23 protein-coding genes, 1 tRNA gene and 1 pseudogene are annotated in these 23,601 nt (G+C 44.3%); 21 read left to right on the top strand and 4 right to left on the bottom strand.

Translation table 11 applies throughout. The features are described 5' to 3' along the window. The 10 genes and pseudogenes from ACMN7X_RS02215 to ACMN7X_RS02260 all read left to right on the top strand — a co-directional run. A partial coding sequence (locus ACMN7X_RS02215) for an acyl-CoA dehydrogenase family protein (RefSeq protein WP_418745874.1) occupies positions 1-312 on the top strand: 312 nt, incomplete at its 5' end. Positions 313-333: 21 nt separating this feature from the next. Further along, positions 334-1,890 (top strand): acyl CoA:acetate/3-ketoacid CoA transferase, encoded by a 1,557-nt coding sequence (locus tag ACMN7X_RS02220; RefSeq protein WP_418745875.1) that lies wholly within the window; start codon positions 334-336, stop codon positions 1,888-1,890. Positions 1,891-2,003: 113 nt separating this feature from the next. Beyond that, positions 2,004-3,200 (top strand): acetyl-CoA C-acetyltransferase, encoded by a 1,197-nt coding sequence (locus tag ACMN7X_RS02225; protein WP_418745876.1) that lies wholly within the window; start codon positions 2,004-2,006, stop codon positions 3,198-3,200. Between the two features lie 25 nt (positions 3,201-3,225). After that, entirely contained in the window at positions 3,226-3,987 is a 762-nt protein-coding gene (locus ACMN7X_RS02230) for an SDR family NAD(P)-dependent oxidoreductase (protein WP_418745877.1), read from the top strand. Between the two features lie 232 nt (positions 3,988-4,219). After that, positions 4,220-4,408, top strand: coding sequence for a hypothetical protein (locus ACMN7X_RS02235; RefSeq protein ID WP_418745878.1), 189 nt, complete (start codon positions 4,220-4,222; stop codon positions 4,406-4,408). Further along, positions 4,405-6,354 (top strand): recombinase family protein, encoded by a 1,950-nt coding sequence (locus ACMN7X_RS02240; protein ID WP_418745879.1) that lies wholly within the window; start codon positions 4,405-4,407, stop codon positions 6,352-6,354. Before ACMN7X_RS02235 ends, ACMN7X_RS02240 begins: the two co-directional genes overlap by 4 nt. Then, positions 6,314-6,886: pseudogene (locus tag ACMN7X_RS02245) on the top strand (ABC transporter substrate-binding protein); the annotation flags it as partial. The gene ACMN7X_RS02240 and the pseudogene ACMN7X_RS02245, both read left to right, overlap by 41 nt. A 110-nt stretch (positions 6,887-6,996) precedes the next feature. Then, a complete protein-coding gene (locus ACMN7X_RS02250) occupies positions 6,997-8,868 on the top strand; it encodes an ATP-dependent nuclease (protein ID WP_418745880.1) in 1,872 nt (623 codons plus the stop codon). Then, positions 8,865-9,596, top strand: coding sequence for a phosphatase (locus ACMN7X_RS02255; RefSeq protein WP_418745881.1), 732 nt, complete (start codon positions 8,865-8,867; stop codon positions 9,594-9,596). The genes ACMN7X_RS02250 and ACMN7X_RS02255 overlap by 4 nt, the downstream gene beginning before the upstream one ends. A gap of 218 nt (positions 9,597-9,814) precedes the next feature. Next, positions 9,815-10,792 (top strand): PD-(D/E)XK nuclease family transposase, encoded by a 978-nt coding sequence (locus tag ACMN7X_RS02260; protein WP_418745882.1) that lies wholly within the window; start codon positions 9,815-9,817, stop codon positions 10,790-10,792. A gap of 76 nt (positions 10,793-10,868) precedes the next feature. Here ACMN7X_RS02260 and ACMN7X_RS02265 read toward each other — a convergent pair whose 3' ends face one another. From ACMN7X_RS02265 to ACMN7X_RS02275, 3 genes are all read right to left on the bottom strand, one after another. Then, a complete protein-coding gene (locus ACMN7X_RS02265) occupies positions 10,869-11,525 on the bottom strand; it encodes a S1 RNA-binding domain-containing protein (protein ID WP_418745883.1) in 657 nt (218 codons plus the stop codon). 12 nt (positions 11,526-11,537) lie between these two features. Further along, complete coding sequence (locus ACMN7X_RS02270) at positions 11,538-11,792, bottom strand: hypothetical protein (RefSeq protein WP_418745884.1); 255 nt, start codon at positions 11,790-11,792, stop codon at positions 11,538-11,540. A gap of 96 nt (positions 11,793-11,888) precedes the next feature. Continuing rightward, positions 11,889-12,347: an NlpC/P60 family protein gene (locus ACMN7X_RS02275; protein ID WP_418745885.1), complete on the bottom strand. Its 459-nt coding sequence runs from the start codon at positions 12,345-12,347 to the stop codon at positions 11,889-11,891. A gap of 42 nt (positions 12,348-12,389) precedes the next feature. Between ACMN7X_RS02275 and ACMN7X_RS02280 the strand changes: the two genes are divergently transcribed. The 11 genes from ACMN7X_RS02280 to ACMN7X_RS02330 all read left to right on the top strand — a co-directional run bounded on the left by ACMN7X_RS02280 (position 12,390) and on the right by ACMN7X_RS02330 (position 23,262). Then, on the top strand, positions 12,390-13,112 hold the full coding sequence (locus tag ACMN7X_RS02280) for a YdcF family protein (protein WP_418745886.1): 723 nt from the start codon (positions 12,390-12,392) through the stop codon (positions 13,110-13,112). Further along, complete coding sequence (locus tag ACMN7X_RS02285) at positions 13,109-13,843, top strand: metallophosphoesterase (RefSeq protein ID WP_418745887.1); 735 nt, start codon at positions 13,109-13,111, stop codon at positions 13,841-13,843. Before ACMN7X_RS02280 ends, ACMN7X_RS02285 begins: the two co-directional genes overlap by 4 nt. Positions 13,844-13,939: 96 nt before the next feature. Further along, on the top strand, positions 13,940-15,025 hold the full coding sequence (gene asd / locus ACMN7X_RS02290; RefSeq protein WP_418745888.1) for an aspartate-semialdehyde dehydrogenase: 1,086 nt from the start codon (positions 13,940-13,942) through the stop codon (positions 15,023-15,025). 288 nt (positions 15,026-15,313) lie between these two features. Further along, entirely contained in the window at positions 15,314-16,309 is a 996-nt protein-coding gene (locus ACMN7X_RS02295) for a LacI family DNA-binding transcriptional regulator (RefSeq protein WP_418745889.1), read from the top strand. A 66-nt stretch (positions 16,310-16,375) separates the two neighbouring features. Beyond that, positions 16,376-17,893, top strand: a complete 1,518-nt coding sequence (locus ACMN7X_RS02300) for a sugar ABC transporter ATP-binding protein (protein ID WP_418745890.1) — start codon at positions 16,376-16,378, stop codon at positions 17,891-17,893. 18 nt (positions 17,894-17,911) lie between these two features. After that, positions 17,912-18,874 carry a D-allose ABC transporter permease gene (gene alsC / locus ACMN7X_RS02305; RefSeq protein ID WP_418745891.1) on the top strand — a complete coding sequence of 321 codons (963 nt, stop codon included), beginning with the start codon at positions 17,912-17,914 and terminating at the stop codon, positions 18,872-18,874. Positions 18,875-18,918: 44 nt separating this feature from the next. After that, positions 18,919-19,596 (top strand): D-allulose 6-phosphate 3-epimerase, encoded by a 678-nt coding sequence (gene alsE, locus ACMN7X_RS02310; protein ID WP_418745892.1) that lies wholly within the window; start codon positions 18,919-18,921, stop codon positions 19,594-19,596. An 18-nt stretch (positions 19,597-19,614) separates the two neighbouring features. Beyond that, entirely contained in the window at positions 19,615-20,529 is a 915-nt protein-coding gene (alsK, locus tag ACMN7X_RS02315; protein ID WP_418745893.1) for an allose kinase, read from the top strand. A gap of 52 nt (positions 20,530-20,581) precedes the next feature. Continuing rightward, a complete protein-coding gene (gene alsB, locus ACMN7X_RS02320; RefSeq protein WP_418745894.1) occupies positions 20,582-21,601 on the top strand; it encodes a D-allose transporter substrate-binding protein in 1,020 nt (339 codons plus the stop codon). 235 nt (positions 21,602-21,836) lie between these two features. Then, a complete protein-coding gene (gene rpiB, locus ACMN7X_RS02325) occupies positions 21,837-22,301 on the top strand; it encodes a ribose 5-phosphate isomerase B (RefSeq protein ID WP_178042191.1) in 465 nt (154 codons plus the stop codon). Continuing rightward, complete coding sequence (locus ACMN7X_RS02330; protein WP_418745895.1) at positions 22,294-23,262, top strand: ROK family protein; 969 nt, start codon at positions 22,294-22,296, stop codon at positions 23,260-23,262. Before rpiB ends, ACMN7X_RS02330 begins: the two co-directional genes overlap by 8 nt. 49 nt (positions 23,263-23,311) lie before the next feature. Here ACMN7X_RS02330 and ACMN7X_RS02335 read toward each other — a convergent pair. Beyond that, positions 23,312-23,401, bottom strand: a tRNA-Ser gene (locus tag ACMN7X_RS02335). Between the last annotated feature and the right edge of the window lie 200 nt (positions 23,402-23,601).

The raw sequence follows: 23,601 nt of genomic DNA on the forward strand, positions 1-23,601 counted from the left end.
TTCCAGAACACCCAGTTTAAACTGGCAGAGCTTCAGACAAAGGTGGACGCCGGCCGTATGCTCGTATGGCGCTGCGCGATGCTGAAGGACGCCGGACTTCCGTTTGGCAAGGAAGCGGCGATGGCGAAGCTTTACAATTCGGATGTGGCCAACCTGGTTACCCGCGAATGTGTACAGCTTTCCGGCGGTTACGGCTACACAAGAGAGTATCCGATGGAACGTATGATGCGTGACGCGAAGATCACGGAGATCTATGAGGGAACTTCGGAGGCTCAGAAGATGGTTATCTCCAGAGCTATCGGTGTGAAATAAATATAGGAGGTATAAGTACATATGAGTAAATTGGTTTCACCGGAATTTGCCGCTTCCCTGGTGAAGGATGGCATGACGATCGGAATGGGAGGCTTTGTCGGCTTCGGGACACCTGAAGAATTGATCATTGCCCTTGAAAACAGATATATAGAAACAGGAGAACCACGAGATATTACAGTTTTTCATTGCGCGGGTATCGGCGACAGTAAGACAAGAGGTATGAATCATCTGGGGCATGAGGGGCTGATCAAGCGTCTGATCTGCGGCCATGTCGGACTGGCACCAAAGGTTGGGCAGCTCTGTGTTGAAAATAAAATAGAATGTTTTATTCTTCCGCAGGGAGTAAACAGCCAGGTATTAAGAGCAACAGCGGGAAGAAAGCCGGGGCTTATCACCCATGTCGGTTTGAAGACTTATGCAGATCCGCGAAATGAAGCGTGTAAAGGAAATCAGGCGGCAAGAGACAGCGGTTTTGAGGTGGTAGAATTAGTCCATGTTTGCGGTAAGGATTATATGTTCTATAAATCTGTGCCGTTGGATATCACTTTTATCCGCGGCACATATGCGGATGAAGCCGGAAATGTCACCTTATCTAAAGAAGCCCTGATCAGCGATCAGCTTGAAATGGCTATGGCGGCGCACAATAGCGGCGGTATTGTTGTTTGCCAGGTTGAGAAGATGGTACAAAAAGGAACTCTGGCAGTGAAAGATATTAAGATTCCGGGATTTTTAGTGGATTATGTGGTTGAAGCGAAACCGGAAAATCATTGTCAGTCATTTATGGATAATGAATATCATCCGGAATTTGTCGGCGATATTTATGTGCCAATGGGGGCTATTGAACCAATGCCGTTAAATGCCAGAAAAATCTGCGGACGCCGCGGCGCAATGATGCTGAAGAAGGGTGCGGTGGTCAATCTTGGTATTGGAGTGCCTGAAGCTATTGCGGCGGTAGCCGGTGAAGAGGGTATTTCGGATCAGATTACCTTGTCTATCGAATCCGGTGTACTTGGCGGTGTGCCTTCCGGCGGCCTGGGTATCGGGAGCACAGTGAATCCGGAGGCTATGTTTAAACAACCGGATTGTTTTGATTTTTATGATGGCGGCGGCCTTGATATGGCCTTTCTCGGACTTGCGGAAGTTGATGAGATCGGAAATGTGAATGTATCAAAATTCGGCGGACGTATGGTTGGCCCGGGCGGTTTTATCAATATTACGCAGAATGCTAAAACTGTGGGATTCTGCGGAACATTCACAGCCGGAAAGATGAAGTGCGAAATTAAGGATGGAAAATTAAACATTATTGAAGATGCGCCGGGAATTAAGTTTAAAAAGGCTGTTGAACAGGTTACTTATTCCGGAGAATATGGCTCTGAAAGCGGCCAGACTGTTTATTACATAACAGAACGTGCTTTATTTAAACTTGTGCCGGGCGGTATGGAACTTCTCGAAATCGCACCGGGTGTAGATTTGCAGAAACATATTTTGGATAAAATGGAATTTACTCCGATTATGAAAGACGTTAAAGTCATGGATGAGAAAATTTTTACGGATGTATTAATGAATCTTAAACTTTAAGAAAAAATGGTAACCAGGAAATCTTCCTTAAACAAAAAAGGCTCGTGGTTTGCACCACCACGGGTCTTTCGTTTAAGAAATATCTGAAAAATACAGGTTTCAGGAGGAAAGAGATGAAAGAAATAGTAATTGTAAGTGCGACACGAACGCCCTTTGGAAAATTTGGCGGCACACTAAAAAATTTCAAAGCAACGGATCTGGGCGGCTTTGCTATTAAAGAAGCATTGAAGCGTGCAGGTATCAGCGGTGATATGGTTGACGAGGTTATTTACGGGATGGTTGTTCCGGCAGGACAGGGCCAAATCCCGGGGCGTCAGGCATCTATAAAGGGCGGCATTTCGCACAATGTCCCTGTTGTGACGATTAATAAGGTGTGTGGTTCTGCATTGAAGGCAGTCACGCTCGGGGCGCAAATAATCAAAGCGGGAGATGCGGATATTATTGTTGCGGGTGGAATGGAAAGTATGAGCAATATTCCATATGTTCTTCCCAATATGCGTTGGGGAAGCCGAATGAATGATGTAAAAGCCCAGGATGCCATGGTATTGGATGGACTTTGGTGTCCTGAAAATGATGTACATATGGCAGTTATTGGAGGATCAGTGGCTTCCGAATATCATGTGACTCGTGAGATGCAGGATGCATGGGCACTTCGTAGTCAGCAGCGTTGGGCAGAAGGCGAAGCTCAGGGAAAATTTGAAGATGAAAGATTTTCAGTAGAAGTTCCCGGCAAAAAAGGACAGGTAACAATTTTTGCAAAGGATGAAGCGCCGCGGCCGGATACAACGATGGAAGGTTTGAGTAAGTTGCCGCCTTTGTTTGTTAAAGACGGTACAGTCACGGCGGGCAATGCTCCCGGAACAAATGATGGAGCTTCCGCTATTGTACTTATGAGCAGGGAAAAGGCCGAATCACTTGGTGCTCCGATTTTAGCGACAATTAAAGGATATGCACAGGCTTCCAGAGAATCCCGTTATATTGCGACAGTTCCGGGGCTTGCAATTCAGGAACTGATGGCAAAAAACAATCTGACGGTTAAGGATTTTGATTTGATGGAGATTAATGAAGCCTTTGCGGCAGTTCCTTTGGTAAGCTGCCTTGGTATTCTTGGAATGACTCCTGAGGAAATGGATGAAAAAGTGAATGTTAATGGCAGCGCCGTTGCGGTTGGTCATCCGATTGGAGCAACAGGCGCACGTATTCTTATGACTTTAATTTATGAATTGAAGCGTTCAGGGAAGAAAAACGGTGTTGCGGCGATTTGTTCCGGCATGGCCCAGGGAGACGCTGTGTGGGTAGAGGTTGAATAAGGTATATTATTGGAGATGTTGTATTATGAAAAGATTTGAAGGGAAAACAGTTTTAATCACAGGCGCTGCCGGCGGACTTGGTTCAGCCCAGTGCAGAAAATTTGCAGAACAGGGAGCAAATTTAGTGATAAATTATATTAATATTGGAAACTTAGCGGAAGAAGCGCAAAAACTTGCCGATGAATTGACGGCTGAATATGGTGGGGAGCATCGTATTTATGCAGCGGATATCAGCAAAGAAGAAGACGTTGCGGCTATGGTTGAAGCCATTAAAAAAGATTATGGTCAGATTGATGTTTTGGTGAACAATGCGGGTATTTCGATTAATGCGTCAACATGGAAATATCCGAAAGAATCATGGGATAAAGTTATCGGAGTGAATTTAACGGGAGCATTTAATTGTATAAAAGCAGTTTTACCGCTTATGAGAGAACGTAAATACGGCAGGATTATCAGTTTGAGTTCTGTTGTGGGCGTTACCGGGGCAATGGGAACAGTGGCCTACGGTTCCTCAAAAGCCGGACTGATTGGAATGATGAAAACGGTTGCACGTGAAGTGGCTGCAAAAAATATCACGATTAACTGTGTTGCTCCGGGTTATATTAATGCAGGGATTATTCGAGATGTCCCGGATCGTTTTATGGAAGAAAATGTAGTTCCATCCATCCCGATGAAGCGGTTAGGCGAAGCGGAAGATATAGCGAATGCAATTACATTCCTGGCATCGGATGAAGCAAAGTATATTACAGGCGCCGTATTGCCGGTTGATGGCGGATTTGCAATGTAAAAAGAAATAATTTTGAATAAGGGATGCTGTCGTATCAATGGTTCTATAAATCATAGATGCGGCAGCATCTTTTGGGTAGATTTTTAAGCTGCCTGTTTGTAATCGATCACGGTAATTTCCGGCATTAGCTCTGGCAGAATTATAATATCTGACAAAAAATAGTCACCGGACAAGCCGATCCTTCATATTTTAAATAAAGTCTGTGAAAGTGACCAAAAGGAATGGGATAATCGTGAGAAAACCGACTTACTATCTTTGGAGGAATGATTTTTCTACGCAGGAGGACTATGAAGCTGCGAAAGAGTATTTTACAGGAATTGGTTTTCGGGTTGTCAGTTATTTTGATGGGCGAAACAAAAACGGTATTCATGACGGGCTGAAAGCGATCATTAAAAATCATTTAAAGGAAGTGGGGGAATGAATGTCGGTTATGTGCGCCTGTCAAGAGATGATGACAAAAGGAATTATGTTTCTATTGAGAATCAGAAATTAATTATTAATCAATTTGCCGCTGAACAAAATCTTGTCATAGACCGCTGGTATGAGGATGACGGCGTTTCCGGTTATATATTTGACCGCCCTGGCTTTAATCAGTTAATGGATGATCTGAATCGGGATATCGATATGGTGTTTGTTAAAGATTTTTCCCGGCTTGGCCGCCATAATGCAAAAGTCCTTCTTCTTCTGGATGAATTTCAGGAACAGGGCAAACGATTAATTGTTGTTGATGACAATTATGATTCGAGTGATTCAGAAGATGATACCATTGGTATAAAAACATGGTATAATGAAAGATATATAAAGGATACGAGCAAAAAAATCCGCCGTGCCATCGGGGCCCGACAAAAAGCGGGAACATTGATGACACAGCCGCCGTTTGGTTATCGGCGGAATGAAGAAGATAAGTTTAAAATTGAGATTGTACAAAAAGAAGCTGAGTATGTAAAACAGATTTTTGATTTGTATTTTCAGGGTTATGGCTATCGCAAGATTGCCAATTATCTGACAGAAAAATGTGTTCCGACTCCGTCAATGGTTCGCTATGAGAGGGAGTTGGGAGAAGGAAAAGTTACGAAACGTCAGATCGCTGTGGAGTGGTCAGATTCTATGGTAAAAGATATACTGTGCAATGATTTCTATATTGGTACTTTTCGCTTGAGAAAACGTGCCAGATATACTGTCCATGGAAAAGATAAGCGTGTCCGAAAGGACGAACAGTATGTTTTTGAGAATCATCATCCGGCCGTTATCGACAAAGCGTCTTTTGATTTAATTCAGAGCCTGAAAGAAAAGCGTGTAAAAAGTAATTATCGCGGCAGTCATGGGAATCGGATGGGGCCGGAAGTGATAAATCCATTTGGAAGCTGCCTGTTTTGCAAGGATTGTGGGAGACGTTTAACACCTATTCGGCGGGCTGTTTCCGGCGGGGTGCGTAAATATTATATTTGCACAACCTACAATACAAAAGGTAAACGCTATTGTCCTAAAGCCCATCTTATTGAAGAAGCGGACTTGATGGAGGACATTGTGATTTATCTAAAACTTTGCCGCGATATTTTCTGCGAGATTATTGCCGCTTATGATATGAAAGAAGATAATGCAGAAAAAAAATCAGTTGAAGAAAAATGTGTTGAAATACAAAATTGTATTGATGAATATAAGAGTCGGCTGAAAATTTTATTTGCGCAGAAAGTCAAAGATTTAGCCAATGCCTGCGGCAATGAAGATATTATTAACGAAAGTTATGATGGTTTACAAAAAGATATTCTTGCGCAAATTCATGGGTTGAAAATGAATCTGCAGGAATTGACCGATATCAGACCGGAAACAAAAGGCGGGCAAGAAAAACTTCAAAATGCCTTGAGTGTGATCGATGATATTATTGAAAAAGGTATTTTTGGCCGAAGGGATATAGAGCTATTAATTGAACGAATTGAGGTAGACAAAGATGGTTTTCCGGAGATTGAATTAAAATATGGGTTATCTGGTTATATTCGGCATAGTCCTGCACAGAAAATGAATCGCTTTGAAAACGAAATTATTTTTCAGGTGATGAGATTGATTTTTGAAGATGAGAGAAGATTTACCTCTGCAAAATATTTATCACAGAAATTAACAGATATTGGTTATCCAAAATCCAGAACAAAGGTCCTCCCCTACATTGATTTGATGATGGATATGTGTATTATAGAGCCAGGCGAGAAGCCCTCGAAACCTTATATAATTATCAAATCAAAAAATGAAATACGGGAAGTAATGACAGAGTTTTATCAGAGCATGTTATCTGATAATGACAATGATGCCGCATATGTTTATAATTTACATGAAGAGGGTGCTGTCAGGTGGTATGCCTCAGATGGTTTTTGAGTACATTCTGAAAATGAACGGCATTGATCCTGCAGCGGATCTGACGATTATTCAGAATATCGATTTTGGTGTGACAGCCGAGGCTTTTGTGGGCGGTACCGGCGATTACACGGTAGAATTTGAGCCCCATGCAACGAGTATTGAGAAGGATGGTTCCGGCTATGTTGTCGCTTCTCTTGGGGTGGATTCGGGCTATGTGCCGTATACCTGTTTTTCGGCCCTTGGCTCTTATATGAATGAACATCCGGAAATTATTGAGAGTTTTACCCGGGGAATTCAAAAGGGATTGGATTATGTGAACAGCCACAGCAGTGAGGAAATTGCGAAAATTATCCAGCCTCAGTTTGAAGAGACGGATTTTGATACGCTGAAAACGATTGTGGAGCGTTATCACAGTCAGGATACATGGAAAACAGATACAATCTTTACGGAGGAAGCCTTTGAACTGCTCCAGAATATTCTGGAGGAAGCGGGGGTACTCGATGAACGGGTGGATTACGATACGCTTGTGACCACTCAGTTTTCAAAATAGGCAGTAGATAGAGATTATTGGAGAAATTTCAGCGCCGGGTGCGGCCCTTATGTTTGGGGAGGCTTTCGTCTTGCGCACCCGTGCGTATTTGATAAACAGGGGGTGAAAATATGCGTTTAAACCGATTGCGTATTCAAAATTTTAAATCGATCCGGGATATGGAAATCGAAGATATAGAGAATGTTCTCATTTTGATCGGAAAAAATAATGCCGGGAAGACGGTTGTTTTGGATGCTCTGCGTATTCTGGATGATACATATCGGATTCAGGAAAATGATTTTAATCTGGAGGCCGGAAATATTGAAATTGATGTGGATCTGCAGCTGGACGGGGAAGATTTGCTGATGTTCAACGAGGCAGGCATTGTCAGCGATTATAAACGCTATGACTTGTGGCTCCGGGAATTTAAAAATCGCCTGCCTTCCTATGATGGGGAGACGGGACTTTTGCGTTTTCAATTGACGGTGAATCGGAACGGTCAGAGACGTTACGGCGATGGAGTGCGGAAACATAACGGGTATATCGCCCAGGTGATTCCGAAATTTTATTATATCGACAGCATGCGTCATTTTCAGGATATCCAGGATGATATTTTTCTGTGCCAGGAGAGTGAGTGGGTTGGTCGGCTCAGGGCGGAGCACTGCCTCTTTGACGCGGGGAAGGACTGCCGCCATTGTTTTCATTGTATCGGAAAAATAGAGCAGAAGCGTCCGGCGGAGCTGAATGTGCTGGAGACGGCCCGGCTTTTTGAATATAAGCTGTATCAGGGGAATTTCAACCGGTTTGCCGACAGCGTCAACGATTATTTTCATAAGAATGGCGGGCAGAGCGAGGATATATTTTATTATATGGCTGAAAATATGGCGGATTTATGTAAGGTCAGCGGTTTTGTGAGAAATCGGGAGCGGGATGTGGAGATGCCGCTGTCTCAGATGGGGACAGGCATGCGCTGCATCTACATTTTGTCATTGCTGGAGGCTTATATTTATGGCGGAAAGCGGATCCCGTGTATTATCCTTATGGAGGATCCGGAAATTTTTCTTCACCCGAGGCTTCAGAAGGTGGCCGGAGAGATTTTATATCGGCTGTCCAAGACAAATCAGGTTATTTTTACAAGTCATTCGCCAAATATGCTTTTTAACTTTACTTCCAATCAGATCCGCCAGATTGTGGTGGATGAAGACTGGTATTCCACGGCGAGAAAGCCGGCAGATGTGGACCAGATTCTGGATGATCTGGGGTATACGGCCAATGATCTGATGAATGTCAATTTTGTTTTTATTGTTGAGGGCAAACAGGATAAGAGCCGTCTGCCTCTGCTTCTGGACAAGTATTATTCGGAAATACTGGATGAGGAGGGGAAACCTTATCGGGTAGCCATTATTACCACGAATAGCTGTACCAATATTAAGACTTATGCTAATCTGAAATATATGAACAAGCTTTATTTAAAAGATCAGTTTCTCATGATCCGGGACGGCGATGGCAAGGATGCGGAAATGTTGGCAAATCAGCTTTGCAGGTATTACGATGAGTGCCGGATCCGGGATGTGGATAAGATGCCGAAGGTTACCCGGAGAAATGTCCTGATTTTGAAATATTATTCTTTCGAGAATTACTTTTTGAATCCGGAGATTATGGTAAAAATTGGAATTTTGGACACGGAAGACAGTTTTTATGATATACTGTTTGATAAATGGCAGGAATATCTTTATCGTTTAAAGAGCGGCCGGCATTTTACCGAGGTAACGGGCGTGGACATTCAGAGCCCTCAGGATATACGTGAGAATATGGAAGCGTTTAAAATTTATATGCGTGGACATAATCTGTATGATATTTTTTATGGACGGTATAAAAAACGGGAGAATGAAATTTTGAAGGCCTATATTGACGCGGCCTCCCGGGAAGATTTTAAAGATATTCTGGATGCTATAGATCAATTTGTGTATTTTGAAAATCGAGTGAAAGAAGGGACAATATGAGGATAGAGCTGGATACACATACACACACTCTGGCCAGCGGTCATGCCTACAGTACAATTTCTGAAATGATCGATGCGGCCGCACAGAAAGGGTTGAAACTTCTGGGAATTACGGAGCACGCACCGGCGATGCCGGGAAGCTGCAAGGAATTTTATTTTCATAATCTGAAAATTCTTCCGAGATTCCAGAAGGGTGTGGAGCTGATGTTTGGCGTGGAGCTGAATATTATGGATTATAGGGGCCGGGTGGATTTGAACGAACGGTCCATGGAGTATACAGATCTTCGGATTGCCAGCCTGCATCCGCCGTGCATCAAGCCGGGCACAATGGAAGAAAATACGGCTGCCATCATGGGTGTTATTCATAATCCGCTGGTGGATATTTTAGGGCATCCGGATGATGGCCGGTATCCGTTGGATTATGAGCGGGTCATTGAGGAAGCAAAAAAATACGGAAAAATTGTCGAATTAAATAATAATTCATTAAATCCGCTGAATCCAAGGGCCAATGCCCGGGAGAATGATCTGATCATTCTGGATCTGTGCAAAAAGTATGAGGTGCCGGTGGTGATGAACACGGATGCGCATGTCAGCTTTATGGTTGGCGATCTGGGTGATGCGATGGAGCTTGTTGAGGAAGCCGGCTTCCCGGAAGAATTGATTCTAAATGATTCCGCGGAGAAATTTAAACATTTTCTGAATGAAGGAAGAAAATGCCGCAAAGATTGATGGCGAGGGGCCTGTCCTGAAAATTTTATTCGGGGCGGGTCTTTTTATGTCAAAAACCGTCGATGGATGATGATTGAAATTTAAGCGCTTGTCGTGTTAAAATAAACTTATCCGAAAGGTCATCCGGCCGGACGGATACAACTCCTTTATTGTATCATACGCTTTATTCAAAGCAACTTTTTCACGCTGATTGGGAAACGGATAAACAGAAAGGGGAGATGCCTATAGTAAAGGAATTAAAGGATGCTTTTCCCATGCTTTGGTGCAGGGAAGATATCCTGAAGTACGTGGATGCACATGAACATTTAAAAAGGATTTTTAACGAATGGAGACCGGAGGAACAAAAAGAGTTCCTTAATATCTGCACCGGAGTTCGTGGAGTGAAGATGCTTTACGACGGCTTTTTTAAAGAGATTATGAATCCAGAGTATGCACCGCAGCGATTAGATGATTTTTTAACACAAGTGTTAGGAAGAAAAACCCGGGTGACAAAGGTATTGCCAAATGATTCGACTCGTTTGACAGATGAGAGTTCTTTGCTTGTCGTGGATATCGTGGTTGAATTTGAAGATGGTGCTATTGGGAATATTGAAGTTCAGAAAATGGGGTATTTATTTCCGGGAGAGCGTAGTGCTTGTTATTCGGCGGATTTATTACTTCGTCAATACAAGCGGCTCAGAGATGAAAAGAAGAGAGAATTCAGTTACCGAGATATTCGAACGGTTTATACGATTGTTCTTTTTGAACACAGCCCAAAAGCTTTTCAAGCCTGTCCGGGAACATATTACCATTTTTTGGAGCATAAAGCGGGAACTGAAATTAAGCTGGAGATGCCTCAGAAATTTATCTACATACCACTTGACATCTTTAGAAAAAAACAGCAAAATGAAAATGGAAGTATACATAATAAACTGGAGGCATGGCTGACATTTTTTTGCAGGGATGAACCGGAAATGATTTTAAAGCTTATTGAAGAGTATCCGGAATTTAAAGCCCTGTATGAGGATGCCTATGAACTGTGTCGGAATGTGGAGGGAGTCATGCAGATATTTTCAAAAGAATTGCTGGAAATGGACCGAAACACGGTAAAATTAATGATTGATGAGATGCAGGATGAGATTGAAAAGCAGGAGCAGACTATTAAAGATCAGGAACAAAGGATTAAAGAATTAGAAAAACAGTTAATGGAGAAATAGTCTAATGAGACACGAAAGATAAAAGAGGAATCTGACTTATGCCGTCCGATTCCTCTTAAAAATTTTGAATTTGAAATTAGTCCAGCTTGATGCCGGCCAGTAAAGCGCCAAGATTGGTAGCCGCATCGCCTTCAGATTTGAAGTGTACGGATTCTCTTTCATATCTTGGTTCAGCCGCGTCATCCGTAAGCAGGGCTTTCATGCTGAGGCTTAATTTGCCTTCTTTTTTCTGGATAACTTTGACTTTTACGGTATCGCCGACAGCCATGATATCATTTGGTGTTTTGATACGTTTGGTGCTCATCTGGGAGATGTGTACCAAACCGCTTAAACCGTTTTCAAGGCGGATAAATGCGCCGTAGGAAGTGATTTTTTCAACGGTTCCTTCAAAGATATCGCCGACAGAGATTGCGTCAATCTGTGCAGCCTTCTCAGCGGCAGCTTTTTCCTGTTCGACAACACGGCCGGACAGTACAAGTCGTTTCTGCTCGGCATCCACAGTGATGATTTTAACATCTACTGTTTTATTCAGCCATTCATTTAAATCTTCCACATAGCTTGTGGAGAGCTGGGAAGCCGGGATGAAACCGCGGACACCCTGTACATAGGCGATGACGCCGGCGTTAACAACGCCTTTAATCTGAACGGAAAGCACGGTGTCTTCATCCATCAGCTGTTGTAATCCTTCCCATGAAATTTTTTCTTCTGCAGCGCGTTTTGTTGATTCACTCATATTTTCACCTCATTATTCTTCACAGGTTTCGGCAGATATTTTAGAAGGATCTATTTTTACATATTCGCGAGTGCTGGTGACATCTTCAGAATCCTCGTCATCAAACATATCGTCAAAATCCTCATCCAAATCATCATCCCAAGTGTCATCAAAATTATCGGAAGCTTTTTTATCCATCATATCCTTAACGATATAGGCTATACTTCCGATGGCGATGGCGGCGGCCAATGTTTTAATCACAAATTTAAAAAATTTACCGATCTTCATAAAATCACCTTCCTGTTTTTTAATCACATATAGTTAATATTATATAGTATTTTTGTTAAAAAATAAAGATATTATTTACTTTGACCGGAAAAATTATTAAAATATAAAGCGACGGGTTTTTATGTAGGGGCGTCCGGCGTCGCTGCGCTCTCTGCAGAAGGTGTCAAGTTCTTTGATCGTCGGGCCCGGAAGGCCGTTGTCGTTATGGCCGATGAGTTTTCCACGGCCGAGATACATTTCAACGTGGCCGACGGCAAAGGGGCGGGACAGATCATTCCCCTTAAAGAAAAGAAGGTCGCCCGGATTCAGGCGGGCGGTGTCAGGAATTTCCGATTCGCCGAAGTCTACGTCCAGCCCTTTGAGGGAGAGAATCTGTTCCGGCGTGTCCATGCCGATATCCAGTTTCAGGGTTGAAAGGTAGAGCCACCACACAAAGGAGGAGCAGTCGCTGTATCCCTGATTGACAAGCAGTCGGAGTGAGGATTGAGTATATTGATTTTTTTCGCGGAGCAGGAGAGCCTGACGGATAATTTGTACCTGTTGGGCAGCTTTCATGAAGTCATTCATTCCTTTCTGATATTATATATGAGGTTATTTATGAAAAACATATTAAAAACAGCAGGCATTTTCAACCTGCTCTATTATGTACTTATCATATCATATGCGGGAATCCGTACAACATTCGCGGGATTTTGGCTGGCAGCGGGAACTTTTTTTGCGGCCTTATCGGCCCTGCCCGATAAATGGCTGTCCGGGCTTAAATTTCCGATGGGTATCGGCGCTGCCTATTTTCTTTTTCAGGAAGGACGGCTTCTGTGCAGGGCTCATGAAAAACCGAAGCCGGGGGCGGATTATATGATTATTCTGGGCGCCCAGGTCAAAGGGGATCGGCCGTCCCGTTCATTATTGCGGCGAATCGAGGCCGGTGCCGGATATTTAAAAAGAAATCCCAAAACAAAAGTGATCGCATCCGGCGGTCGGGGGCCGGGGGAGAATATCACGGAGGCGGCCTGTATTGCGGAGACGCTGATGAGTATGGGTATTGAAAAAGAACGGATTTTGTTGGAGCCTGCCTCAGAGAGTACCCGGGAAAACCTTCTCTATTCAATGGCTCTGGGCGGAAAGGAGAAAAGCTATGTGCTTGTGACCAATGGCTTTCATCTGTTCCGTTCGATGGAGACAGCCGGACGCCTTGGAATGAACCGTGTCTCCGGGCTGGCGGCTTCCTCAGAGCCGGTATTATTATTAAATTATTATGTAAGGGAATTTTTTGCACTGATGTTGTATCGGCTGCGTGCGAAAGTGGGGAGAATTCAATGATTTATCTGACATCGGACATCCATGGGTGTTTTAAACAATTTAAGCAAATGCTGGAATATATTCATTTTGGCGAGGAAGACTTTCTTTATATGATCGGCGATGCGGTGGACCGGGGAGAGGAACCGATTCCATTGCTTCAATATATTATGAGGCAGCCGAATATGGAGCTGCTCATGGGAAATCATGAGCAGGGGTTTCTGTGGAATGTGGATGTGAATACAAGCGCGCTCTCGGACAGTGAGGTGCGGCGGTTTTGGCTGGAACACGGCGGCCGGGAAACCTATCTTCAATATATGGAGCTTTCGGAAAAGGAGCAGAAGGCAGTGGTTGAGTATCTCAGGGAGCGGCCGATGTATAAAATTCTCGGGAAAAATATTCTCGTCCATGCCGGAGTTTTTACGGAGGGTATTCGTTATCACTCTCTGGAGGAATTGATGAAGCAGCAGGAACCCTTTAAAATGCTGTGGGAGCAGAAAGCATTTTACGGAAAACCGCTGAGGCTGCGGGATCCGGAGGTCAGGGTTTTCTTTGGGCATACCTTTTCCCTCATTATCCGGGATGATCGGGGCGAGCCCTTGGATTCAACAGAAATATGGCGGGATGGAAACCGTGTTGGCCTGGACTGCGGGTATGCCTTTGGCGGAAAGATGGCGATATACTGTCTGGATGATGATTCGGTTTATTATCTGACAAGCTCCGGCCGGTTCTATCACAAACCCCCTGATAATTAAAAAAATACTTGCTTTTTCATATAATATCGTGTAACATAGTTCGAGTACACACAAATGTGTGTGCTTGACGGACATCAGAATAAAGGAGATTTTACAATGGAACAGAAATTAAGAGTGGGAATTCTTGGAGCAACTGGAATGGTCGGACAGAGATTTATTTCTCTTCTTGAAAATCATCCGTGGTATGAAGTTGTCGCTGTTGCAGCAAGCCCGCGTTCCGCAGGAAAAACTTATGAAGAGGCGGTCGGCGGCCGCTGGAAAATGACCACACCGATGCCGGAGGGCGTTAAAAAGTTAATGGTCATGAATGTAAATGAAGTGGAAAAAGTTGCGGCTGAAGTCGATTTTGTTTTCAGCGCTGTTGATATGACAAAAGAAGAAATTCGGGAGATTGAAGATGCCTATGCAAAGACTGAGACACCGGTAGTGTCCAATAACAGCGCGCATCGCTGGACGCCGGATGTGCCGATGGTCGTGCCGGAGATCAATCCGGAGCATTTTGGGGTGATTGAGCATCAGAAGAAACGGCTTGGAACCACTCGCGGCTTTGTTGCTGTAAAGCCGAACTGCTCAATCCAGAGTTATGCACCGGTGCTTACCGCATGGAAAGAATTTGAGCCGACGGAGGTTGTTGCTACGACTTATCAGGCAATTTCCGGTGCGGGAAAGACATTTAAGGACTGGCCGGAGATGGAAGGCAATATTATTCCGTATATCGGCGGCGAAGAAGAAAAGAGTGAGCAGGAACCGCTGCGCCTCTGGGGCAAAGTGGAAGACGGTGTGATCGTGAAGGCGGAAAGTCCTGTGATCACGACCCAGTGTATTCGTGTGCCGATTTTAAACGGACACACAGCCGCTGTATTTGTTAAGTTTGCAAAGAAGCCGACAAAAGAAGAGCTTATTGAAAAGTTAAAGAGCTTCAGCGGTCTGCCTCAGGAATTAAATCTTCCGAGTGCGCCAAAGCAGTTTATTCAGTATCTGGAAGAGGATAACCGCCCTCAGATCGCATTGGATGTAGATTATGAAAACGGTATGGGCATTTCTGTAGGCCGACTTCGTGAGGATACGGTCTATGATTATAAGTTCGTCGGACTTTCCCATAATACGATCCGCGGCGCGGCCGGCGGAGCCATTCTCTGTGCCGAATTGCTGACGGCGAAGGGATATATTCAGGCAAAATAAAAATATAATGAAAATTTGTTAAGGCTGTCATGCCATATCCGGAGAAATGACCGGAGTGGCAGGACAGCTTTTTTTGATTGTTAAAGATTAAACGTTTACTTATTAAAATAATACGATAAATTTTCGTAAAATCGAGGCATTATATGTCAGATATGCACAAAAAAATAATAAAAATATTGCCAGTATTGTAGAAAAATCCAAAAGCTGTTGACAGTGATCATAGGCAGTTATATACTGATTGTAAAGTGAACGTAAACCTTTACGTAATTATAGGAAAGGGGTGGCAGAATGGAAGGAAAAAAAGTATCGATCGTTGACGTGGCGAGGAAAGCAGGGGTTTCCACTGCCACGGTATCCAGAGTTGTCAATCAGCTTGGCGGTTATTCCAGGGAAACGGAAAAAAAGGTGCTTCAAACAATTAAAGAATGTGGTTTTCGGCCGAATGTCAATGCCATTGGCCTCCGGACACGGCGAAGCCACAGTGTGGGCGTTATTGTTCCCGATATAACGAATGAGTTTTTTGCCAAGATCGTGCGGACGCTGGATGTCTTTTTTGTCAAATATAATTATTCAGTGCTTATTTGTGATTCGAATGAGGACCCGGAATTGGAGGAACGCCATATCCAGGATATGTTTGATAAAAATGTGGATGGCTTTATCTATGTTTCGGGGATGGAAGCTATCAGTCCGTTGGTAAAAAATCCGAAGGTGCCGGTGGTCTTTATTGACCGTTCGCCGAAGAATGCGGAATTTGTTGTTCAGTCAGACAATTATCAGGGCGGCTATCTGGCCGGAAAGGAACTGTGTCAGAAGGGTTGTTCAAGGATACTGATGATCCGGGATTATCGTATGGCGTCGACCATTCAGCAGCGCCGGGACGGCTTTCTGGATGCGCTGACGGAATATGGAAGAAGCTGTGGCGGTGATTTTGAATTGACGATTTTGCCGGATTATAAAATGGCGAAAGAGAAGGTCAGGGAATTCCTGAGTGAAAAGGGATGCTGCTTTGACGGTATTTTTACGACAAATGATATGATGGCCCTGGGAGCCATGCATGCTTTGGCGGAGGTTGGTTACAACGTGCCGGGACAGGTGAAGATCGTTGGGTTTGATAATGTTTCTCTGTCAGAGTTTTGTAATCCGCCGATGACGACCATTGCCCAGGATACGGAGCAGATGGCTCTGGCTGCCGGGGAGGCACTGCTCAAACTTATCCGCAAGGAGCCGATTCAGCAGAAGGAATATGTGGTGCCGGTCCGCCTGGAAGTCAGAAGCACAACGTAAACAGTGGACATTATTTGAATTGACATAAATCAGAGTAACTCGTAAACGAAGAAAAAGGAGGATTCTATGCAAACATTAGTCAAAATGGAAGGCATTACCAAAGAATTTCCTGGCGTCAAAGCCCTTGACAATATTTCTTTGGAGATTAATGCAGGTGAGGTGCATGTCCTGTTAGGGGAGAATGGTGCAGGGAAATCCACACTGATGAAAATTCTCAGCGGTGTTTACACACCAACATCGGGGAAAATTACTGTAAAAGGAAAAGAATATTCAAGACTCACACCGCAGGATTCCTACGATTTGGGAATCAGCATTATTTATCAGGAATTAAGCGTTATCAATGAATTATCAATTCTTGAAAATCTGTTTGTCGGAAAGCTGCCGACAAAAAAGACGGGAATTATTCCTGTTGTGGATTATGCGAAGATGCGTGAGATCGCCGCGGACGTACTTGGCAAGGTTGGCGTTCACAGAGATCCGAATCTTTTTGTGGAAAAGATCAGTATTTCTGAGAAACAGCAGGTGGAAATTGCGAAGGCGCTGGCTTCAAAAGCCGATGTCATTATTATGGATGAGCCGACAACTTCTCTGACAACCTCAGAGACAGAGCATTTATTTAAAATTATCCGTCAGCTGAAAGCTGAGGGAAAAGGCATTGTCTATATCAGTCATAAAATGAAAGAGATTAAAGAAATCGGAGACAGAGTTACCGTACTGAAGGATGGTACTTATGTCGGCACCCGGAATGTGGCTGATGTGGAGATCGACGATTTGGTAGCCATGATGGTTGGACGTAAGATTCAGGGCACGTATCTGAATGAAGAGTGTCAGGATTTTTCAAAGGAACCGGTGTTCTTTGAAGTGAAAAATATTTCCAGAAAGGATAAAAAGGTTAAAAATGTATCCTTCCAGCTTCATAAAGGTGAGATCCTCGGTTTCGCCGGCCTGGTGGGTTCGGGGCGAAGCGAACTGATGAATGCCATCTTTGGCGCAGAGCCGAAGTCGGAAGGCCAGATTTTTATGGAAGGCAAAGAATTAAAGATCAACAATCCGTATGAAGCCATCAAGAACGGACTGGGAATGGTTACGGAAAACCGTCGTGAAACCGGTTTCCTGGATAATTTTGATATTAAACAGAATATTTCTATTGTGCCATATATTAAGGGATCAAAGGGCGGCGGCGTGATCGGGCTGGTAAATGATAAAGACGAACTGAATTACGCAAATCAGCAGTGTTCGGATATCCGTGTAAAGATGCGTGACATTCATCAGAATATTACCGAGTTGTCCGGCGGTAATCAGCAGAAGGTTATTCTGGGCAAATGGCTGGCGGCAGAAAGTAAGCTGATCATTTTTGATGAGCCGACAAAGGGTATCGATGTCGGAAGTAAGAGTGAGATTTATGTTCTGATGCGTAGGCTGGCCAATGAAGGCAAAGGCGTATTGGTGGTATCATCCGAGCTCCCGGAATTGCTTTCCGTGTGCGATACCATCGCCGTTTTCCGCGAGGGCGAAATCCGTGGAATTTTCAAAAATTCGGAAGCAACCGAAGAGAAGATTGTAAAAACATCCACAGGTGAATAGAAAAAGGAGATTGAAACGATGAGTGAAAATAATACAAAGAAAAAAATGTCATTCGGCGAAGCATGGCAGAAATTTGGTACGATAGGTATCTTTGTTTTGTTATTGGTTGTTCTGGCCGTCATTAAACCGAGCAGCGTATTCAGCGCAAGCAGTGTGCCGCAGATTTTGAAACAGAGTTCAGTAAACATCCTTCTGGCCCTTGGCGAATTTTTCGCTATCCTGATTGCCGGTATTGATCTGTCTGTCGGTTCTGTTGCCGCTTTGACAGGTTTGTTTACCGCAAAGATGATGATTGTCGGTGTTCCTGTACCTCTTGCCATTCTGGCAGGTATTTTGATCGGTACACTTTTTGGATTTATCAATGGTATGCTTGTCAATAAAACCGGACTTCATCCATTTATTATCACACTGGGTACCCAGTCCATTTTCCGCGGCGTAACGCTGGTATTATCCAATTCCCGTTCCGTTTACGGTTTCCCGACTTCGTTTACTTCATTGATGAGCGGAAGTGTTGTCGGTATTCCGATTCCGGTTATCATTGCTTTGGTTGCAGCGATCATTCTCTGGTTTGTGACAACAAAATGCAAGGTTGGACGTAATATCTACGCTTTGGGCGGCAATATTGATGCAGCCTGGTATTCAGGCATTAATGTCAATCTTCATCGTTTGATTGTATTTATGATTTCCGGTACATGCGCCGGTTTGGCCGGTGTGGTACTTCTCGGCCGCGTGGGCGCTGCGGAACCGGCGGCAGGAACAGGCTTTGAAACTTATGCGATCGCTGCATCCATCATCGGCGGCACAAGCTTTATGGGCGGTAAAGGTAAGATTCCGGGAGTTGTTGTCGGCGGTTTGATCATCGGTCTGATCAACTATGGAATGACGGCGCTGACACTGCCGTCCACCTATCAGCAGATTGTTATGGGTGCCCTGATCATTATCGCCGTAACGATTGATACTTTTGTAGGAAGAAAGTCATGATAAAATAATCAGAGATATATACATCATTAAGGAGGACATAATTTATGAAACCATTATTTAACCCATCTTTAATGTGCATGGATTTGCTGAACATTAAGGAGCAGATTGAGATTTTGAACGAGAGAGCAGATATGTACCATGTCGATATCATGGACGGACATTTCGTCAAAAATATTACGTTATCCCCGGACTTTGTGAAGGCTATCAGCAAAGTCGTTAAGATTCCGATGGACTGCCATCTGATGGTGACGGATCCGGATGATTATATTGAAAGCCTGGCCAAGGCCGGTGCGGGATATATCTGTCCTCATGCGGAAACGATCAATTCGGATGCCTTTCGTATTATCAATAAGATTCGGGCAAATGGCTGTAAAGTCGGCGTTGTTCTGAATCCGGCCACTCCGCTGTCCTATATACAGCATTATATTCACCTGGTGGATAAGCTTACAATTATGAGTGTGGATCCGGGATTTGCGGGACAGCCGTTTATCCGGGAGATGCTGGATAAGATTGCCGAAGCGAAGCGGCTGAAGGAGGAAAAAGGTTATAAGTATATTATCGAGGTTGACGGTTCCTGCAATGCGGGTACATTTAAGGATCTGGCGGCAGCCGGAACAGAATGTTTCATCGTGGGTACATCCGGGCTCTTTAATCTGGATGAAGATTTAACCGTCGCATGGGATAAAATGATTGAAAATTTCAATGCCTGTGTGAATGCTTAAAAGCGGAAAGGACGAGCTATGAAGTACGTTATAGGCATTGATATCGGCGGAACAAATCTGAGAATCGGGACGGTGGATTCGGAAGGAAAACTGATAAATTTTGAGAGAAAGTCCAGCGCATCTCTGGTGGCGGAAAATGCGGTTCAGAACCTTGGAAGAGAGTTAACTTCTTATATCGAAAGATACCGGCTTGAGGGACAGGTTGGCGCCGTATCCGTCGGCGTACCGTCGATTGTCAGCAAGGATAAAAGTTTTATTTATTCGACGCCGAATTTAAAAGGACTTGAAAATATTGATTTGGGGAATCTGTTAAAAGCTTATGTCAATGTTCCTGTTTTTGTTGACAGGGATGTCAATTATCTTCTGGTCAATGATATTAAGACTCACCATTTGGATGAGGAAAGGGAACGGACAATTCTTGGATTTTATCTGGGAACGGGCTTTGGCAATGCCGTATATATTAACGGACAGCTTCACGTGGGAAAAAACGGTGTGGCAGGAGAACTTGGTCATATTCCGATGTACGGCATTGATGAGATATGTACCTGCGGCAATGTGGGATGTTCTGAGACACGATGCTCCGGAAGATATTTGATGTATCTGGCAGATACCTGTTTCCCGGATACGGATATTTCCGAAGTGTTTGTGAAGCACGGTGATGATCCGCGAATTCTGGAATATGTGGATACGCTGGCGATACCGATGGCAACGGAAATCAATATTCTTGATCCGGATTATGTGATTATGGCCGGCGGCGTGATGATGATGAAAGATTTTCCTATGGAGCGCCTCATCTGGGCGGTAAAAGAACGGGCGAGAAAGCCATTCCCTTCGGAAAATCTGGAGTTTGTTTTCCCTGAGCATACTCAGGACAGCGGTGTCATTGGCGGCGCGTATGCAGCATTTGATAAATTGGAAAAGATGAAAAGATGATATGGTTCTGCGAAGGCAGTCTATATAAAAAGTAAAAAGGAGAGGATTAGAAATGAAAAAGAGAATTGTAGCATTGGGATTAGCAGCTACTATGACAGCAGCTTTGCTTGCAGGGTGCGGAAACTCCAGCAAAGAGACAAAAGCTGAGACAACTGCTGAAAGCACAGCAGAAACAACAGGCGAGAGCGCAGCGGAAGCCGCAGAGGGCGACTACAAATATGCTGTTATCCTGAAGACTCAGGCAACGGACTTCTGGACAAAGATGTGGAAGGGCGTTGAAGACAAAGCCGCAGAGATGGGTATTCAGGTTGACATCTATTCCGCACAGAGTGAAGAAGACTTTGAAGGACAGGTTGCTATCCTTGAAAAATGTATCAATGACGGATATGATGGTATCGCTATTGCACCGCTGTCCGCATCCAACATGGTTTCCACAGTTGCAAAGGCTACACAGGCCGAAATTACTATTGTAAATATTGATGAGAAACTGGATATGGATGAAATGGCAAAACAGGGCGGAGCTGTTGTCGGTTTCGTTACAACGGATAACGTAGCTGTTGGCGCAAAGGGTGCCGGCTACATTGCTGAAAACGTAGAAAAAGGAAGCAAAGTTGCTATTATCGAAGGTAAAGCCGGTAATGCTTCCGGTGAAGACAGAAGAGACGGCGCTAAAAAAGCTTTTGAAGATGCCGGTCTTGAAGTTGTAGGAAGTATTCCTGCTGACTGGGATCGTCAGAAAGCATTGGACGCTGCAACAAGCTTTATTCAGCAGAATCCGGATTTAAAGGGTATCTACTGCTGTAACGATACAATGGCTCTCGGCGCATTACAGGCTGTTATCAACGAAAACAAACTTGGAGAAATCTTAGTTGTTGGTACAGACGGCGACACAGAAGCTGTTGATTCTGTTAATAAAGGTGAACTTTCCGCTACAGTTGCTCAGGATCCTGCAGGCATCGGCGCTAAAGGCCTTGAACTGTTAGTAGAAGCTGTACAGGCTGGAAACAAAGGTGAAGTCGGCGTTGTTCCGGATATGACACCGGTTGATTCCGTATTAGTTACCAAAGAATGATCAGGCAGATTTTAGGGTTGCGAATGTCTGATCAGGATAAAATAAAGCAGGGGGCCGAGTTTTTTCGGCCCTCTTTTCATATATTCGGGAATGTGCTATACTTTAACGTGCGAAGGGCATACTTTAACGTGCGGAGCCTGACGGAGCACGCCCGCCCCGAAGGGGCATGTATTACGGTGTGCCCGAAGAGCATACTTTAACGTGCGAAGTAAAGAGTTTATTGGAGGTATCAGATATGAAAGTGGGATTTGGCTGTGACCATGTGGCTGTTGAGTTAAAGCAGATTTTAATGGAGCATTTAAAAGAAAAAGGTTATGAATGTGTGGATTATGGCGCATACGATCCGAATGTGAAGGTGAACTATCCGGAACCGGGATTGAAAGTTGCGGAAGCGATTATGCGGGGTGAGGTTGAGAAAGGCGTTTTAATCTGCGGAACAGGAATCGGCATTTCTCTGGCGGCAAATAAGGTGCCGGGAATCCGTGCCGCCGTATGCAGTGAGCCTTATTCGGCAAAATTAACGGTAGAACATAACAATGCGAATATTATCGCTATGGGCGCACGGGTTGTCGGGCCGGAACTGGCAAAGATGATCGTGGATGAATTTTTTGGCGCTGAGTTCCAGGGCGGGCGCCATGCGGTGCGCGTGGATATGATTTCGGATATTGAAAAGAAATATGGTGCGCAGTGGCATGAATAATCCTTATTATATCGGTGTGGAAATCGGCGGAACAAAACAACAATTGGCCGTCGGTCTTTCTGACGGTACAATTTTGGACAGCCGGCAGGTAAAGCTTGTTTATCAGAGAGGTGCGGAGGATATTCTGGAATGGCTTTCGGAAAATATTCGGGAATATCTGGAGATGGCACCTTATGCGGGCTGTGTGGCCGGAATCGGCGTTGGATTCGGCGGGCCGATCGAGACGGCCACAGGCCGGGTTTTGGCATCTCTTCAGGTGCCGGGATGGAAAGACTTTGAGTTGAAGCGGTGGTTTGAAACGGAATTTAAGCTGCCGGTGATCGTGGCAAACGATACGGTCACCGGCGGGTTTGGCGAACTGTATAAAGGCGCCGGACGGGATTCGGAAAATCTTTTATATACGAATATAGGCACCGGCATCGGCGGCGGTCTTTATATTCACCGAAAGTATTATGATGGAAGCGGATTCGGAGCATCCTATCTCGGCAACATGCTTGTGCCGGACTGGCGATCCCTCATTCCGGGAAGTTACACCCGGACTGAATTGCTCTGTTCGGGACTCAGCATTGAAAAACGTCTCAGAGGTGAAAGATATATACCAAATATTTCTTCTCTTTCAAAATATTATGATGGGGATATGAGCAGAATCACATGCGCCGATCTGGCAGAAGCGGCCAGGGCGGGTGATATGTTTGCCTGCGTGGAACTGGATAAGATTGCAGAAAGCTTTTCAATTGCCCTTGTCAACATTCTTGCCGCCCAGGGCGTGGATACGATCGTGATCGGCGGCGGCGTGGCAAAAATGGGAGAGATATTATTTGACCGGATTCGAGAGACAACGGATAGATTGGCATTTATAGCCAATAAGGACCGTTATCGGATTCTGCAGAGCGAATTGCTGGACGACGCAGTATTAGTGGGGGCTCTGCTGATTGCTTCGGGGAAATATGAAAAAATCTGATAAACCGGAAAAGGCTGTCACATGAAAAACGATGTGACAGCCTTTTTTGCGGAGACGATGGGATTCGAACCCATGTGCCGGGTAAATCCGACAAACTGATTTCGAGTCAGTCCCGTTATGGCCTCTTCGGTACGTCTCCATTTTATGTTTGCCTGTATGCAAATCAGAACGTTTGTTATTATACTACATATCCAAAGGATTTTCAAATAAAATTTATAAAAAACTTGATATAGAAAATCCGATTATCCGCATAAATACAGCATTTAAGGGCTGTTCATCACTTGAAAAAATAAGTGTTTTACCACGAATTTACCATAATTGAATATGAGTCTTGATATG

It is taken from the genome of Frisingicoccus sp. (assembly GCF_048388605.1).
In the GTDB taxonomy this organism is placed as follows: domain Bacteria; phylum Bacillota; class Clostridia; order Lachnospirales; family Lachnospiraceae; genus Frisingicoccus.

Bases quoted from the DNA above. Each gene is read 5' to 3' on its own strand.
- ACMN7X_RS02220 (WP_418745875.1), top strand. From the start codon at position 334: ATGAGTAAATTGGTTTCACCGGAATTTGCCGCTTCCCTGGTGAAGGAT.
- ACMN7X_RS02225 (WP_418745876.1), top strand. From the start codon at position 2,004: ATGAAAGAAATAGTAATTGTAAGTGCGACACGAACGCCCTTTGGAAAA.
- ACMN7X_RS02230 (WP_418745877.1), top strand. From the start codon at position 3,226: ATGAAAAGATTTGAAGGGAAAACAGTTTTAATCACAGGCGCTGCCGGC.
- ACMN7X_RS02240 (WP_418745879.1), top strand. From the start codon at position 4,405: ATGAATGTCGGTTATGTGCGCCTGTCAAGAGATGATGACAAAAGGAAT.
- ACMN7X_RS02250 (WP_418745880.1), top strand. From the start codon at position 6,997: ATGCGTTTAAACCGATTGCGTATTCAAAATTTTAAATCGATCCGGGAT.
- ACMN7X_RS02255 (WP_418745881.1), top strand. From the start codon at position 8,865: ATGAGGATAGAGCTGGATACACATACACACACTCTGGCCAGCGGTCAT.
- ACMN7X_RS02260 (WP_418745882.1), top strand. From the start codon at position 9,815: ATGCCTATAGTAAAGGAATTAAAGGATGCTTTTCCCATGCTTTGGTGC.
- ACMN7X_RS02265 (WP_418745883.1), bottom strand. From the start codon at position 11,525: ATGAGTGAATCAACAAAACGCGCTGCAGAAGAAAAAATTTCATGGGAA.
- ACMN7X_RS02270 (WP_418745884.1), bottom strand. From the start codon at position 11,792: ATGAAGATCGGTAAATTTTTTAAATTTGTGATTAAAACATTGGCCGCC.
- ACMN7X_RS02275 (WP_418745885.1), bottom strand. From the start codon at position 12,347: ATGAAAGCTGCCCAACAGGTACAAATTATCCGTCAGGCTCTCCTGCTC.
- ACMN7X_RS02280 (WP_418745886.1), top strand. From the start codon at position 12,390: ATGAAAAACATATTAAAAACAGCAGGCATTTTCAACCTGCTCTATTAT.
- ACMN7X_RS02285 (WP_418745887.1), top strand. From the start codon at position 13,109: ATGATTTATCTGACATCGGACATCCATGGGTGTTTTAAACAATTTAAG.
- asd (WP_418745888.1), top strand. From the start codon at position 13,940: ATGGAACAGAAATTAAGAGTGGGAATTCTTGGAGCAACTGGAATGGTC.
- ACMN7X_RS02295 (WP_418745889.1), top strand. From the start codon at position 15,314: ATGGAAGGAAAAAAAGTATCGATCGTTGACGTGGCGAGGAAAGCAGGG.
- ACMN7X_RS02300 (WP_418745890.1), top strand. From the start codon at position 16,376: ATGCAAACATTAGTCAAAATGGAAGGCATTACCAAAGAATTTCCTGGC.
- alsC (WP_418745891.1), top strand. From the start codon at position 17,912: ATGAGTGAAAATAATACAAAGAAAAAAATGTCATTCGGCGAAGCATGG.
- alsE (WP_418745892.1), top strand. From the start codon at position 18,919: ATGAAACCATTATTTAACCCATCTTTAATGTGCATGGATTTGCTGAAC.
- alsK (WP_418745893.1), top strand. From the start codon at position 19,615: ATGAAGTACGTTATAGGCATTGATATCGGCGGAACAAATCTGAGAATC.
- alsB (WP_418745894.1), top strand. From the start codon at position 20,582: ATGAAAAAGAGAATTGTAGCATTGGGATTAGCAGCTACTATGACAGCA.
- rpiB (WP_178042191.1), top strand. From the start codon at position 21,837: ATGAAAGTGGGATTTGGCTGTGACCATGTGGCTGTTGAGTTAAAGCAG.
- ACMN7X_RS02330 (WP_418745895.1), top strand. From the start codon at position 22,294: ATGAATAATCCTTATTATATCGGTGTGGAAATCGGCGGAACAAAACAA.